This window comes from Lacisediminimonas sp. (assembly GCF_030645335.1).
Taxonomy (GTDB): domain Bacteria; phylum Pseudomonadota; class Gammaproteobacteria; order Burkholderiales; family Burkholderiaceae_D; genus Lacisediminimonas.
In genome coordinates this window covers 1-14,682 of record NZ_JAUSNH010000028.1, presented here as the reverse complement: position 1 = coordinate 14,682, position 14,682 = coordinate 1, and the positions used below count along the sequence as shown (strand labels likewise).

General features: G+C 58.1%; 11 protein-coding genes and 1 pseudogene. 6 read left to right on the top strand and 6 right to left on the bottom strand.

Translation table 11 applies throughout. The annotated features are described in order from the left end of the window. From Q7T64_RS02110 to Q7T64_RS02100, 4 genes and pseudogenes are all read right to left on the bottom strand, one after another. On the bottom strand, nucleotides 1-461 hold a 461-nt coding region (locus tag Q7T64_RS02110; protein WP_304790383.1), incomplete at its 3' end, for a circadian clock KaiB family protein. Between the two features lie 40 nt (nucleotides 462-501). Beyond that, nucleotides 502-2,979, bottom strand: a complete 2,478-nt coding sequence (locus tag Q7T64_RS02105; RefSeq protein ID WP_304790381.1) for a PAS domain-containing protein — start codon at nucleotides 2,977-2,979, stop codon at nucleotides 502-504. Further along, nucleotides 2,976-3,236 (bottom strand): annotated as a pseudogene (locus Q7T64_RS18100) (hybrid sensor histidine kinase/response regulator); the annotation flags it as partial. The gene Q7T64_RS02105 and the pseudogene Q7T64_RS18100, both read right to left, overlap by 4 nt. Nucleotides 3,237-3,251: 15 nt before the next feature. Continuing rightward, the gene (locus Q7T64_RS02100; RefSeq protein ID WP_304790377.1) at nucleotides 3,252-5,207 is read right to left on the bottom strand and encodes an ATP-binding protein; all 1,956 of its coding nucleotides are present in this window, start codon (nucleotides 5,205-5,207) and stop codon (nucleotides 3,252-3,254) included. A 639-nt stretch (nucleotides 5,208-5,846) separates the two neighbouring features. Here Q7T64_RS02100 and Q7T64_RS02095 point away from each other — a divergent pair. The 3 genes from Q7T64_RS02095 (at nucleotide 5,847) to Q7T64_RS02085 (ending at nucleotide 8,434) form a co-directional block, all read left to right on the top strand. After that, a complete protein-coding gene (locus tag Q7T64_RS02095; RefSeq protein WP_304790374.1) occupies nucleotides 5,847-6,182 on the top strand; it encodes an Hpt domain-containing protein in 336 nt (111 codons plus the stop codon). Between the two features lie 44 nt (nucleotides 6,183-6,226). Beyond that, nucleotides 6,227-7,456 (top strand): EAL domain-containing protein, encoded by a 1,230-nt coding sequence (locus Q7T64_RS02090; protein ID WP_304790371.1) that lies wholly within the window; start codon nucleotides 6,227-6,229, stop codon nucleotides 7,454-7,456. A gap of 153 nt (nucleotides 7,457-7,609) precedes the next feature. After that, nucleotides 7,610-8,434: a site-specific integrase gene (locus Q7T64_RS02085; protein ID WP_304790367.1), complete on the top strand. Its 825-nt coding sequence runs from the start codon at nucleotides 7,610-7,612 to the stop codon at nucleotides 8,432-8,434. A gap of 293 nt (nucleotides 8,435-8,727) precedes the next feature. On the opposite strand, the gene Q7T64_RS02080 is transcribed toward Q7T64_RS02085, so the two are convergent. After that, complete coding sequence (locus Q7T64_RS02080; RefSeq protein ID WP_304790362.1) at nucleotides 8,728-9,633, bottom strand: LysR family transcriptional regulator; 906 nt, start codon at nucleotides 9,631-9,633, stop codon at nucleotides 8,728-8,730. 102 nt (nucleotides 9,634-9,735) lie between these two features. On the opposite strand from Q7T64_RS02080, the gene metE reads away from it, so the two are divergent. The 3 genes from metE (at nucleotide 9,736) to Q7T64_RS02065 (ending at nucleotide 14,224) form a co-directional block, all read left to right on the top strand. Beyond that, entirely contained in the window at nucleotides 9,736-12,054 is a 2,319-nt protein-coding gene (gene metE, locus Q7T64_RS02075) for a 5-methyltetrahydropteroyltriglutamate--homocysteine S-methyltransferase (protein WP_304790359.1), read from the top strand. Nucleotides 12,055-12,164: 110 nt separating this feature from the next. After that, nucleotides 12,165-13,312 (top strand): IS3 family transposase gene (locus Q7T64_RS02070; protein WP_370653241.1). Its coding sequence is split into 2 segments (ribosomal slippage): nucleotides 12,165-12,432 and nucleotides 12,432-13,312, totalling 1,149 coding nucleotides; the frame shifts between segments, so codons are not numbered across the junction. A 654-nt stretch (nucleotides 13,313-13,966) separates the two neighbouring features. After that, nucleotides 13,967-14,224: a hypothetical protein gene (locus tag Q7T64_RS02065; protein ID WP_304790353.1), complete on the top strand. Its 258-nt coding sequence runs from the start codon at nucleotides 13,967-13,969 to the stop codon at nucleotides 14,222-14,224. Nucleotides 14,225-14,459: 235 nt separating this feature from the next. Here Q7T64_RS02065 and Q7T64_RS02060 read toward each other — a convergent pair. Then, nucleotides 14,460-14,682 (bottom strand): hypothetical protein (locus tag Q7T64_RS02060; RefSeq protein ID WP_304790349.1); only part of this gene is annotated, 223 nt, incomplete at its 5' end.

The following is a 14,682-nucleotide window of genomic DNA, read 5'->3' as shown; positions in this document are numbered from 1 at the left end:
GCAAACATTCGCACCGCCGCAGCATTGGCAAACCGAATAACACCGGCCGTGTCCAGTATTAACACGGCAGCCAATTGTTCCTCGATCAGAGCCTGATAACGCCCGTCACGGACGTGCAAAGACCCTGCGTTGGCATCTGATGCGCCGGACACGCCCTCGGACAGCGGACGCAGGCCTTCCAGAACCCGCCCGGGCGCGGATAAATCACCCACCAGCAAACGCGCTGGTAACAGTGCGGCGCTCACGAGCGTGGGGGTGGCAAGAACTTTTTCGTCTTCTGCTCGGTCGGGCTGCGCCACGGCATCGATCACCTCGACCTGACACTGGCCAGGGAGTTCCCGTTCAATGATTTGGCGCAGCGCGGTGATCGCCTTTCGGCCTCGCAATGTGTCTCCCGACACATAAAGCTGAAACTGGAATTTAGGCACGTGCAACTCCACTTCGACGAAAAATTCACGCATGCTAGCAAGAAATATTAACGGTCGCTCGTTCGCGCTGTAATCAGCCCGAATCCGCCGCCAATGCTTCGCGTATTTTGTTCGCCAGTTCAATGCGCCGATATGGCTTTGTGAGCAGCAGAACGCCGGGGTCCAGACGACCGTTGTGCACGATGGCGTTCTCGGTATAGCCCGATGTATAAAGCACTCGCAGGCCGGGGCGTAACTGGCGCGCCTGATCGGCTAGTTCGCGCCCTCCCATGCCGGGCATCACCACGTCGGTAAACAGCAGGTCTATGCCCACATGCGCGCGCAGAAGTTCGAGGGCCTGCATGCCGTTTTCAGCCGCCAGCACTGTATAACCCAGGTTACGCAACTCGCCTTGCGCGTAGCGGCGCACGAATTCATCGTCCTCCACCATCAGGATGGTTTCGCTTCCACCTGTCATCTGCTCATTACCGCCCGAGAGCGCCGTAACCGGAGCAGGGCCCACCACTGGCGGCAGATACAGTTTCACGGTGGTTCCGTGTCCGGGCTCGGAGTAGATACTGGCGTGTCCGCCGGTCTGCTTGACGAAGCCATACACCATGGCCAGGCCCAACCCTGTACCTTTGCCCTTTTCCTTGGTGGTGAAAAACGGCTCGAACACACGCGCCAGATGGGCAGGCGCAATGCCCGTGCCGGTGTCGGAAACCGTCAGCATCACGTACTGCCCGGCCCTTACCTCGGCGTGCCGTTTGGCGTAGTCGTCGTCGATGTACGCATTGCACGTCTCTATCGTCAACCGTCCGCCCTTTGGCATGGCATCGCGCGCGTTCAGGCAGAGGTTCAACAGTGCGTTCTCCAATTGCACCGGATCCACCAGCGCCGGCCACGACGCTGTGCCGGCAACGATCTCGATTTCGATATGTTCGCCCAGAGTCCGCTTGAGCATGCGTTCAAGATTGGCGACCAGCCGATTTACGTCCGTAGTTTTGGGATCCAGTGCTTGCTTGCGCGCAAAGGCCAACAGGCGTTGGGTGAGATCCGCGCCACGCTGAGCCGCCTCGAGAATCAAATGGGCCGCTGCCCGTTGGTCGGAATCAGGTGCGCTTTGCGCGGTCAGCAACTCGGCGTTGCCCAGTATCACGGTCAACAGATTGTTGAAGTCGTGCGCCACACCACCTGTGAGCTGGCCGATCGATTCCAGCCGTTGGGATTGGCGCAGGCGCTCCTCCAACGCAAGCCGCTCCGTGATGTCGGTATTGATCACCAGCACCGATAGAGGTTGACCGGCATCGTCACGTAGCAGGGTCCAGCGCGATTCGACAATCAGCTCGCTACCGTCCCGGTGAAGCTGGGCCAACTGGCCCGTCCATTCGCCTTCCTGCTCCAGCAACGCCATCGTCGCGTCGAACACCAAGGTGTCGCGGTAAAGAAATTCGCCCACGGAACGCCCGAGCACTTCTGCCCTGCTCCATCCGTACAGGCGTTCGGCGCCGGCATTCCAGTAGGTCACGCGGTGCGCCGGGTCGCGCACCAGGATGGCGTCCCGGGCCCGATCAAGCAACGAGGCTTGTTCGCGCATCAACGAGTATGCGATCTGGCGCTCCTTGCGGGCGCGAAATGTGCCAATGCCAAAAGCAAGGTTCTCCGCCAATTCCTCCAGCAGCTTGATTTCCTCCTCCGGTGGCACCCGCGCCTTGGGCATGTAGAGCACCAGCAAACCGAAGGTCTTGTGCGAATCTTTCAACGGCAAGCCGACCACGCCGCGAAATCCCTGCCGCAAGGCAGCTTGCAGCCAGGGCGCAAAGCTGGTGTCGCGTTCCATATCGGGCACCACGATGGTTTGGCCGCCGCGAATGATGCGCCCGGCCGGCCCGCGTCCATCTGGATCGTCCTCAGCCCAGGTAATACGAGCCTTGGCCAGGTAGCCGATGCCCTCCCCAGCTTGCGCCTGCGGCACCACCAACTTCTCCGGGTCGTCGCTGGCGTATCCGATCCAGGCCAGCCGGAATTCGCCAAGCTCAACAGCGATTTGACATACCCTCGCGAGCAAGTCGCCTTCGCTTTCAGAGCGGATCAGGGCCTCGTTGCAACGACTGAGGAGCGTCTGGGTACGGCGGCTGTTGGCCAAACTGGCCTCGACCAACTTTTGCCCGGTGATGTCCTGCACGGTCCCGACCAACTTCGCCGGTTTTCCACTGGTGTCGAGTTGCAGTTCTCCCAACTCGTGCACCCAGCGGGTCTCACCCGCACCAGTGATAATGCGATGTTCGATGTCTAGTCTTGACTGACCCGATAATGCGCGCTGCTGTGCGATCTGGAAACGCGCGCTATCGTCGGGGTGTACGTGCGCTACGAAGTTGACATATGCGAGCGCAAACTTGTCAGCGCTGAGCGCGAAGATCGCATATACCTGATCTGACCACCATAGCGCATTGCTGGCGATGTCGAGCTCCCAAATACCCATTTTTCCGATTCGCTGGGCCGTCAGAAGTCGCTCTTGCGTCTGCCTCAGCAATTCCTCGCCTTGATCAGTTGCGGTATTCAAATTTTTCATGTTGAGAGCGCCTGCCTGATTTTCCTGGCCAGTTCGTTACGGCGGTAGGGCTTATTGAGAAGCAACACGCCGGGGTCCAGCCTGCCATGGTGCACGATAGCATCCTGAGAGTAGCCCGAGGTGTACAACACCTTAAGTCCGGGCCGCAATTTGCACGCCTCATTGGCCAGATCGCGTCCGCTCAAGCCGCCCGGCATGACGACGTCACTAAACAGCAGATCAATCTCTGTCTCCGACTGGATAATTTCCAGCGCTGCCGGTCCGCTTGGGGCCTACAGCACCGTATAACCCAGCCCCACCAGTTGCCGATATACAAACTGCCGTACCAATTCATCATCTTCCACCATCAATATGGTTTCGGCTCCTTGCTCTGGAATCGATTCCCCCTGGTCATCGCGGGGATGCTGATTCACGGGAACCTCGGCACGCGGAAGATACATGCTGACTGTAGTGCCGCGCCCAAGCTCGGAGTCAATATTGATTTGCCCGCCAGATTGCTTGATGAAGCCGTATACCATTGATAAGCCCAGTCCCGTGCCTTTGTCCTTTTCCTTGGTCGTGAAGAAAGGTTCAAATACCCGGGAAGCGTGCGCGGGCGCAATGCCGGTCCCGGTGTCAGAAACCGCGAGCAGGACATAAGGGCCGGGTAACAAATCGCCATGCCGGGCGCCAAAATCTTCGTCCAATAGCTGATTGGCTGTCTCGATCGTCACCCGTCCACCGTTGGGCATGGCGTCGCGGGCATTGATACACAGATTAAGCAAGGCGCTCTCCAACTGCGACGCGTCGGCCAACGCTGGCCATAATCCGGGCATCGGGGAAAAACCGATTTCTACCTGTTCGCCCAACGTGCCGCGCAGCATGGGAGTCATCCCCGCCACCAAGGCGTCGACATTCACCGGTCGCGGGTCCAGCGGCTGGCGTCGGGCAAACGCCAGCAAACGTTGAGTCAGGTCTGCCCCTCTCTGGGCCGCCTTGAGCACCGTATCCGCCGTACCTGCGAGTCGTGGGTCGCCGGCCAGTTGCTCACTCAGCAATTCAGCATTACCCATGATCACGGTCAGCAAGTTGTTGAAGTCGTGTGCCATACCGCCGGTCAACTGCCCGACCGACTCCAGCCGCTGCGATTGACGCAGCTTCTCGTCCAGGTCGCGAATGTTCGCGCGCTGGCGTTCCAGCGCTTCGGCAGTGTCGTTAAGTAAGGTCATCAGCGCGCCCAGCTCACCACGCGGATGGGGCTCCGGTATGCGCGCCCACTGTTCGTCGCGCCCGATGCTCTTTAGCATTCTGCCGATTTTCCCGACATGGCGGCGAATTCCCAACTCGGCGAGATAACCCATGCCGGCAAACACCAACAGCCCGATCGCGGCGATGAGCGCCATGTCTTCGGCAAAGCGTCGGTTCGCCGCCGCGACCAGCAAATTGCGAGGAAGGCTTACTAGAATATGGATGCCCGCTTCGTTAATCAATCGAGGGTGGGCCACGGCCCAAACTCGGGGGTTTCCGTCAGGCCCCGACAATTCTTCGACAGCACCGTCTCGATTGGAGGCGGCAAATCGAAGCAGGTTGCCATCGGTTACGCGACTGCCGGGCCGAATACCTCTGTCCGTGGAACCTGACCATGCGAGCGCCATACCGTTATGATCGATCAGCAGAATTTCGTGCCCGGCCATTTGTGAATACCGCTGATTGGTCTGGACAAAATGCGCGAGATTGAGCGAAGCAAGCAGTACAAAGCTGAGCGCGCCAGAATCCGAACGGACCGGGTAAGCGATTTGCAGTACGGGGATTCCGGTGAGTCGGCCAAAGACCGGCTCCAACGTGATCCCGGCATGACTTTGCAGCGCCTGCTTGAAATACGCGCGGTCGGTGAGGTCAAGATTCCGGCCGGTATTCAAGGAATCGCAGAAAAGACGGCCATCTGGATGAATAGTCAGGATGCCGGTGTATTGCGGGTATTTGTCACGCACCCGAGACAGGAAGGCCGAGCAAGCCGCCCGGTCTCGGGTGTCCAGATCGCGCGCGCGCGACAGACCATAATGCAGCTGTTCGGTACCCTGTATCTTTTCACTCAGGTCCGACGCGATGCTCGCTGCGATCTCTGGCAACTGCCGCGTCGCGGATGCAATTTCCCCCTCACGCTCCCCGACAAAGCGCCAACTGATCAACAAGGCTGGCAACAATGTAGCAAGCAGTGCAATCCATAAAAGTCGGGCGCGTATGCTCATAGCAAAATAAGCTTAGCACGGGATTGCGATGGCGCAAGAGTTGTTGCTACAATGAAACATTAAAGTTGATTGTAGCCCATCGTCTATTGGGGGGGGCGTGGTAAATTGAAATCACTTTCCGCGCGATACCTCGGCCCCGGCGGGCTAGGCGCATCGCACATTCTGACGCTTAAAAGAAAGAATCGAGATGCAAGCGGAGACACGGGTGGGCCCGTCCAGCATGTGCAAACGGGCCGGCGTTACAACGATGGCCGCCTGGGCGGAGGATGTGGCCGCTTTCGTCGGCGCGCGCGCGCCAGCAAACGACGCGGCGGGAATTCCGGCATTTGAAAAGGCGCGATCGTGGCTCCCATGCCAAACTTCGTTGGGGCCAGATTCAAGCGCCCACATGCCCGAAACAGATGAATTTTCCCTCGCTGCTCCTAACCGCTCAAACCGGGCATCGCCTGCCATGCCCCTCGTGTACTTAACTGCCAAGGGTATTCGCAGTGAGGCAGTGCGCTATCGTCCATGGGCATTGAAAACTGATCGCCCAAGCTTGCAATTGTTTGCGCGCCCGCAAGCAGTGCTCAACAAGAAATTGTCGCTAACGCTAAGGCATGCACCCATGATGACAGCGATAGACCGAGGAGTGACGCCATGAGCAATGCGCCGGTGGATATGCGTTTTCTCGCAGAAATGACTGATGATGATCCAGCAGCGATGGCAGAATTTTTGTCTAACTTCGAAGTCAGCGCACAGCGTACGACGTTGGAACTAAGGCAGGCGTGCATGGCCGGACTTCCATTGGCGGCCGGAGACCTGGCGCACCGCCTGAAGTCGGCGGCGCGCTGGGTCGGTGCCACGCATTTGGGCGAAATCTGTGCGTCGCTGGAGAAAGCTGGACACGCGGGTCAGATTGAGCTGCTACGGGATTTAATGGTCAGCTTCGAGGAAGAGATGAGGATCGTGCGACAGGTCCTGGACCAACGCTGACACCGTGCTTCAGTGCAAAATCCTCACCGCAGGGAGCTATTTCGATGACTTATGCAATGTATTCCTGGGCCCTGGTTCTCGATGACGACCCTTTCGTTCAAAAAACCTTGTCTCGAATGTTGCTCAAACTGGATGTGCGGGACGTAGTGACATGTGGAAACGCCGAGCTGGCACTGGCCACCATCATCGACTCCGGCAACTCGCCGGACTTGGTGCTATTCGATCTGAACATGCCCGAAATGGATGGAATAGAGTTCGTGCGCGGACTGGTTGAGCGCCAGTACTCGGGCGGTCTCATCATCATCAGCGGCGAGGACGAACGGGTTCTGAACGCCGCCGCGATACTGGCGCGGGAGCATCGGCTCACCCTGTTGGGCCAATTGGTCAAGCCGGTTTCCTCGTCAACTTTGCGCAAACTGCTCGAAAAGTGGGTCCCGAAGAGCGTCGAAGAGCATCAGCCCATTTCAAGGATATACAGTCCGCAGGAGTTACAGCAGGCAATTCAAACGGGAGAATTGGTCAACTTCTATCAGCCCATTGTGGCTGTGTCATCAGGCCAATGTGTGGGCGTGGAGACGCTGGTTCGATGGCGGCATCCGCGAGATGGGCTGGTCATGCCGAATAATTTTATCGGCGTTGCCGAGGAACATGGGCTTATCGACGAATTGACCCATGCCGTGCTCCGTGGCGTGTTCACCCAGATCGCCGAGTGGGAGCGCTCATTGATCCACCTGCGTGTAGCGATCAACGTATCGATGATTAACCTGGTGTCGCTCTCGTTCCCAGACATTGTGGCCCATCTTGCCAAGGACGCGGGCGTTGCGCCGCGCAGGATCAAGCTGGAAGTGACAGAAACCCAACTGCTCGAAGATTTGCGGGCCCCCCTTGACGTACTGGTGCGTTTGCGGCTCAAGGGATTTCGTCTTTCGATCGATGATTTCGGTACTGGGCACTCGTCGCTGGCGCAACTGCGGGACATCCCGTTCGACCAAATCAAAATTGACCGTGGATTCGTGCACCGTGCCTGGGCCGACAATACCGTGCGCGCGATCTACGACGCCAGCCTGAACCTGTCGCGGCAATTGGGTTTTGAAGCGGTGGCCGAAGGCGTGGAAGATCGCGCAGACTGGGACTTCGTCCGGAAAACCGGCTGCGACCTGGCGCAGGGGTATTTCATCAGCCGCCCTATGCCGGGAGAGCAATTGGCGCAATGGTTAAGTGCGTGGGAGTCGGGCGTACGGCAAGAATTGATGACATCGACCAAGGGCGCTTGAGTTTGGCCACAGAGGGTGGGATTCGCCTACATCCTGCAGGCCGCGGTTTCGCTTGCAAGCGAAACCCTTCGAATCCCACCCGCGCGCATGCGCGCTCTCTAGTGGACCAACACGCTCAATACCTACGCCAGTCCTGTGTTCGGTCATTTGCCTGTGGCCGAGATCGACACCGGCCTGGTCGCGAAGTGTCTTGCGCCGATCTGGGAGAGCAAGACCGAAACCGCTAGTCGTGTGCGCGGTCGTATCGAGTCGGTACTGGGCTGGGCGACCACCAGCGGTTACCGCACCGGCGAGAATCCTGCCCGCTGGAAAGGTCACCTCGAAAATTTGCTGGCCACCATCAGCAAATCCAGCCGGACGAAGAATCATCCATCGCTACCGTGGCAGCGCATCGGGGCGTTCATGTCGGCTCTGCGGGCGCGTGAAGGTGTATCCGCCCGAGCCGTCGAGTTCGCCATCTTGACCGCTTGCCGATCGGGTGAAGTACGCGGCGCTCAATGGGCCGAGTTCGATACGGCTGGCAAAGTCTGGACGATACCCGCCGAGCGGACGAAGACCAAACGCGAATTCCAGGTGCCATTGAGCGATGCCGCGCTGGCCGTGCTGACGTCGATGCCGAAAGACATTGATGTTGTATTCGCCGGCACGAAAGGCCAGCCCTTGTCGGATATGTCGCTGACCGCCGTGATCCGGCGCATGAACGATGACGACAAGCCCCTCTGGGCGGATGCCAACGGCGAAGGCATCACCGTTCATGGCTTCCGCAGCAGCTTTCGTATGTGGACGGCCGAGACGACCAACTACCCGCGTGAGGTTGCCGAACACGCGCTGGCGCACCAGTTGCCGGATGCGGTCGAGCGTGCCTATCAGCGTGGCTCGCAGTTTGCCAAGCGTGCCGCGTTGATGGCGGAGTGGGCCGTGTATTGCACGACGGTGCCAACCGATGCGGTGGTCAAGCAGATTCGTGGCGCGGCGTAATCGACTTACTTCGCAATGTGCAACCAAGCGCCATTGGAGATTCACATTGCGGCGGACTGGAATTCCTCGTAAAACACGTTGAAATCGATGCAAAAAACCGGAAATCAGAGATCGGCTTTCCGGAGTGTGAAAAAGACCGCGTTGGGTGCACGTGCTGGATGAGAATGTACCCGCGCTTCGGTGCTATTTCAGCAGCCTAGCTAGCGCTAGAGCAGCCATTTTTTCGCAGCAGGTCAAGCGCACTGCTGGAACCTGCAGTCAATCAATTGCGCTCTTAGACGGTTTTTGCCCATTTATAAGCCGAATATGATTGGCGCGTCCGGTTCTCGAGCTTCCTCGATGAAAGCCCGTAGATAGTCGATACCGACGTCCGCCTCGCGTGCTCCGAGGAAGATCTGTTTCGCAATACCATTTTTTCCCAGTCGGATAGGAACGAGGTTCATTTTGCTGGCGTATTCCAGCACGAGCCAGCGCGGTAGCGCAGCCACGCCGCGACCGCTGGCGACAATCTGCAGCATAATGTCGGTGGTCTCGATCACCTTGTGGCGCCGAGGCGTAACGCCGGCCGGTGTAAAAAACAGGTTGTAGATGTCCAGGCGGTCGGTTGGCACGGGATATGTGACCAATACCTCGTTGGTCAACTGACGCGGTTTGACGTAGTCCTCCTTCGCAAGCTTATGGTCGGCGGCTACCACGAGAACCTGTTCGTAGTCGAAGACCGGCTCGAAGATCAATCCGGGCTTATAAAGTGGATCGGGCGTGACCAGCAGGTCGATCTCGTAGCCGAACAAGGCGCCAATCCCGCCGAACTGGAACTTCTGCTTTACGTCGACGTCGACGTCCGGCCATGCCGCCAGATAGGGCGAAACCACTTTCAACAGCCATTGGTAGCAAGGATGGCATTCCATCCCGATACGGAGCTCGCCGCGCTCGCCTTGCGCGAACTGGCGCAACCGGTCCTCGGCCAAAGTTAGCTGTGGCAGCACCCGATTGGCCACAGCCAGCAGGTATTGCCCACCCTGCGTCAGCCGCAGGCTGCGGCCTTCTCGCAGCCAAATGTCGGTCCCTAACTGCCGCTCCAACTTCTTCATGCTGTGGCTTAACGCTGACTGTGTCACATGGAGGACGTTAGCGGCTGCCGTCAACGAACCCTGTCGCTCTACCTCTTGCACGATTGCCAAATGGATGCGGTCTAACATTTTTTAGATGAGGAAAATTCATGCTTAGTTGAAATAAAACCATTTTACTTCATGCTTGGTCGCTCTTTACAATCCAGACCTCAACTTTTTCGGATGCAGATCATGCCCACCATTCACAACCTAGGCTTCCCGCGCATCGGGGCGAAGCGCGAACTGAAATTTGCACTAGAGTCTTACTGGAAGGGCAACACTTCCCGCCAGGCGCTGAAGGAGTTGGGCGCCCAGCTGCGCAAGCACCATTGGGATAATCAGTCCGGCTTGGATCTCGTTCCGGTCGGCGACTTCGCCTTCTATGACCAGGTGCTGGACATGAGCTTCACGTTGGGCAATCTGCCGGAACGGGTACACGGCTTCCACGGGGACGTCCTGGACAACTACTTCCGCGTTGCGCGCGGCCGCTCTGCACAAATTACAGGAGAGCATGTCGCCTGCTCCGGCGGTGTCGATGCTGGCGAAATGACGAAATGGTTTGATACTAATTATCACTACATCGTCCCTGAGTTCAACGCCGCCACGGAATTCAAGCTGGATGCATCGCGGCTGCTGGAACAGCTCGCCGAAGCTAAAGCTCAGGGCGTAAAGACCAAGCCGGTGATCATCGGTCCGGTCACCTACTTAGCGCTGGGCAAGACCAAAGACCACTCCGACAAACTGGCCCTGTTACCGCGCCTGTTGCTTGTGTACTCAGCACTGTTGGACAGCTTGGCTGCACAAGGTGTGGAATGGGTGCAGATCGATGAGCCTATCCTCGCTACGGAACTTGATGCCGATTGGCTCTACGCGTTCAACACGGCTTATCACCACCTCAAGGTCTGCAATGTCAAGCTACTGCTGGCAACCTATTTCGGCCAATTGAAGGAGAATATCTATCTTGCGGCCAACCTTCCAGTGGCTGGCCTGCACATCGACGCTATCAACGGCCGCGAAGACGTGCAGCCTCTGATCAATTTGCTGCCTTCGCACAAAGTTCTGTCCCTTGGCGTAATTAATGGCCGCAATATCTGGAAAACCGACTTGACCGCTGTGCTGGACTGGGTCGAGCCTTGGGCTGAGCGCTTGGGCCATCGCCTGTGGATCGCGCCATCGTGCTCGCTGCTGCACGTGCCGGTCGACCTGGACAGCGAACAGAAGCTGGACGGTGAGATCAAATCGTGGCTTGCCTTCGCTCTGCAAAAACTCGACGAACTGCGGGTCTTGGGGAAAGCTCTGCGAGAAGGGCGTGTCGCCGTCAAGGCAGAGCTGACGGCCAACCGGGCCGCGCTAGCTTCGCGCCGCGCCTCTCCACGCGTGAACAACCCTGCAGTTCAAGCTGCCGTCGCGAAGATCGATGCCAAGCTCGGCCAACGCAACAGTAACTACACCAGCCGCGCCAAGAGGCAGGCAGCACTGCTAAAGCTGCCGGCCTACCCGACCACCACCATCGGTTCTTTCCCGCAAACTGCGGAAATCCGCCGCGCGCGCAGCGAATACAAGGCCGGGCGCCTGGACGACGCCGGCTATAAGGCGGCGATGCAGGCTGAGATCACGCGAAGCGTTGCCGAACAGGAAGCGCTGGGCTTGGACGTGCTGGTGCACGGAGAAGCCGAGCGCAATGACATGGTCGAGTATTTCGGCGAGCAGCTCCAAGGCTATGCCTTCAGCCAGTACGCTTGGGTGCAATCCTACGGCTCGCGCTGCGTGAAGCCCCCCATCCTTTTCGGCGACATCCGCCGCCCAAAGCCGATGACGGTGGAGTGGATTACCTACGCTCAATCGCTGACCAAAAAGCCGATGAAGGGCATGTTGACCGGACCAGTGACGATTCTCAACTGGTCCTTCGTGCGCGACGACCAGCCGCGCTCGGTCTCGTGCAAGCAGCTCGCGTTGGCTATCCGCGAAGAAGTGCTAGATCTAGAAAAGGCCGGTGTACGTGTGATCCAGATTGACGAGGCAGCGTTACGCGAAGGCCTGCCGCTGCGCCGCGCGCAATGGAAGGAATATCTGGACTGGGCTGTTGAATCATTCCGCATCACCGCTAACGGCGTCGAAGATCAGACGCAGATCCACACCCACATGTGCTATTCGGAGTTCAACGACATCATTGCCTCCATCGCCGACATGGATGCGGACGTGATCACCATCGAAACCTCGCGCTCGGACATGGAACTGCTGGACGCCTTTGACACCTTCAAGTACCCGAACGAGATCGGTCCTGGCGTCTATGACATCCACTCGCCCAACATCCCAACGCAGGAGCACATTGTGCAATTGATGAGGAAGGCGGCTGAGCGCATCCCGTCGCAGCGCCTGTGGATCAACCCCGACTGCGGACTGAAGACGCGTCAGTGGGCCGAAGTGATCCCGGCGCTGACCAATATGGTCGCCGCAGCGAAGTCACTACGCGCAGCGAATCCGGAAAAATCCAGGCACAGTTTGTGGTGAGCGCATGGTGCCTCACACCTTTCGTCCCGACGATCTCACTTGTGGTTGATGGGCTGCTGCCGGTTTCAAAGACACCCTGTTAAGGTGTGAAATGAAACTGGAGGTGGTTCATGGGAACGAGAAGGCAATTCAGCCGAGAGTTCAAGCTTGAAGCAGTCAAGCTGGTAAAGGAACGAGGTGTATCGGTGGCGCAAGCTGCCCGTGACCCCGATGTGCACGAGAACGTGCTGCGCAAATGGGTACGTGAGGCGACTGCGGATCCACAGCAGGCATTCCCTGGCCAGGGCGTGATGAAGCCCGACCAGGCTGAGCTGGAGCGTTTGAGGAAGGAGAAAGCCAAGCTGCGCATGGAGCGTGACCTGTTGAAAAAAGCGGCGGCCTACTTCGCCAGGGAGTCGATGTGAAGTTCGGCTTCATTGCGAAACACCGAGGAGCCTGGCCGTTGGCAATGATGTGCGAGGCGCTCGGTGTCTCGCGAAGCGGCTTCTATGCGTGGCTCAGCAGGCCGCGAAGCCAACGTAGTTTGGACGACGAGGTGCTTGGCAGCCAGGTGCGTCAGAGCTTTCTGGGTAGCGACCGCACCTATGGTGCCCGACGCGTGTGGCATGACGTGCTGGCACTGGGCCAACGATGCGGATTGCATCGCATTGAACGGCTCATGCGTGAACAGGCTCTGCGTGCGAGGCCAAGACGTCGGGGCTTGCCGCAGGACCGTGGCCAGCGCAGCGCTATTGCCGACAACGTATTGGACCGCCAATTCCAGGCAGATGCGCCCAACCAGAAGTGGGTGGCCGACTTCACCTATATTTGGACGGCCGAGGGATGGCTGTATGCGGCTGCGGTGCTCGACCTGTACTCGCGTCGCATCGTCGGCTGGTCGATGCAGGACAGCATGACCTCGCAACTCGTTGCCGACGCGTTGATGATGGCGGTGTGGTGCCGAGGCAGGCCGGTCGCGTTGCTGCATCACTCCGACCAAGGCAGCCAATACACCAGCGAGCACTTCCAGGAGTTACTCAAGGAGCAAGGCATCATCTGCAGCATGAGCCGCGCGGGCGAAGTCTGGGACAACTCGGCCATGGAGAGCTTCTTCAGCTCACTGAAGACTGAGCGCACGGCCAGGAAGGTGTATCGGACCAGGGAGCAGGCTCGTGCCGATGTGTTCGACTACATCGAGCGGTTCTATAATCCAACCCGTCGTCATTCGACGCTTGGCTACGTCAGTCCGATACAGTTCGAGAAAGCGCAAAAAGCTTAGGTCGGTGTCCACGATATCGGCAGCAGTCCATCAGAAGGACTTTCGTTCTTGGTTTGCGGCGCAATCGCAGGACAAAACAAGTTGCAAAATGCGCGGGTAAAGGGAGTCTTATTGCTAAACCGAGAGTCGTTCAAACATTTGGCCGAGACCGGCGAAATCTTCGAAGAGTAACAGTACCGACGAAGCTGACTCCGAAGTAGGAGTTACAACAGGTCAGACCGAACCAAGCACCACAAGTCAGCAGAAGTATGGGTAAATGCAAACAAAAAATGAAAAATCCCTTCACTTCAAGGGCTTATCTGTATTACTGGCGGAGAGGGTGGGATTCGCCTACATGCTGCAGGCCGCGGTTTCGCTTGCAAGCGAAACCCTTCGAATCCCACCCGCGCGCATGCGCGCTCTCTCCTGGAAAAGAAAATGCCCCTTGCGGGGCATTTTCAAACTTGGCGAGGGTGGGATTCACATCTTGGCCGACGAGCCTTGTTTTTTAAGGTTTAATCTTGATCTGGCTTTTCACATGCCCCCAAAGATGCCCCCAAAAAACTTTTCCTTGGATAAAATCCCCGTTTATATATAAAACGCGCACGCGCGCAGGCCAGGTGGGGACAGCATGCAGCCAATGATGTTCGATGCGCCCTGGCCTTGAGTCCGGTCATGCCGGCGCCAGTCACTGAAACCCGCGTCAGCTGGTTCCGAATCTTCAATGATTTGAAGGTTCGGGGGTGGAGCGTCTATCGCATCGAGGAGCACCTCGACGTTGCCAAATCCACGATGCTCGGATGGAAAGCGGGTGCTGAGCCCAGGCATGCCGATGGTGAGCTGCTTATCGTGCTGTGGATTCAGGTGACCGGCGAGGCGCGCGACGCGCTGCCACTCGAACGCCGCTACCCCAGTGGGCACAGCCGTTGGTGATAAGCAGAGTATCGAGCTGACCGAATTCGAAGCGATTGACGACCCTTGCCGGTACGTTGTTCACCGGTGCTGCGCCACTATTGGGCAACTGAATCGATCGGGTCAACAACCGATTCAAGATCAGGGAGGGAGCAGGCAGGCGCGGTCGAAAAGCTAAAAGCGATGATTGCCGCCGAGCCGGTCGATTTGCATCGCGGACTGATATCTCATTGAGCCATCTATAAGTTAATCCTCGTTACGAGCCACGAATTCGCAACGGTATAGACAGGCGAGACTCAAGTGCTTTCAGGCGCGAATGCGTCGCCAAAATATCGTCATACAACATCGCAGTCTTCTTTGAACGCAAGGTAATCACAAGTGCGTAACGGATCAAGGATGCGTCGGAACGCGCGTTGGCGGCGCCCGACCGCGCATTGTAATGGATGTCGAATGCGGTCCCCTTTAGGCTCGACCCTCGG

What these genes read in the sequence shown, in the direction of transcription:
- Q7T64_RS02090 (WP_304790371.1), top strand. Translation starts at nt 6,227, where the DNA reads ATGACTTATGCAATGTATTCCTGGGCCCTGGTTCTCGATGACGACCCT.
- metE (WP_304790359.1), top strand. Translation starts at nt 9,736, where the DNA reads ATGCCCACCATTCACAACCTAGGCTTCCCGCGCATCGGGGCGAAGCGC.
- Q7T64_RS02080 (WP_304790362.1), bottom strand. Translation starts at nt 9,633, where the DNA reads ATGTTAGACCGCATCCATTTGGCAATCGTGCAAGAGGTAGAGCGACAG.
- Q7T64_RS02065 (WP_304790353.1), top strand. Translation starts at nt 13,967, where the DNA reads ATGCCGGCGCCAGTCACTGAAACCCGCGTCAGCTGGTTCCGAATCTTC.
- Q7T64_RS02095 (WP_304790374.1), top strand. Translation starts at nt 5,847, where the DNA reads ATGAGCAATGCGCCGGTGGATATGCGTTTTCTCGCAGAAATGACTGAT.
- Q7T64_RS02105 (WP_304790381.1), bottom strand. Translation starts at nt 2,979, where the DNA reads ATGAAAAATTTGAATACCGCAACTGATCAAGGCGAGGAATTGCTGAGG.
- Q7T64_RS02100 (WP_304790377.1), bottom strand. Translation starts at nt 5,207, where the DNA reads ATGAGCATACGCGCCCGACTTTTATGGATTGCACTGCTTGCTACATTG.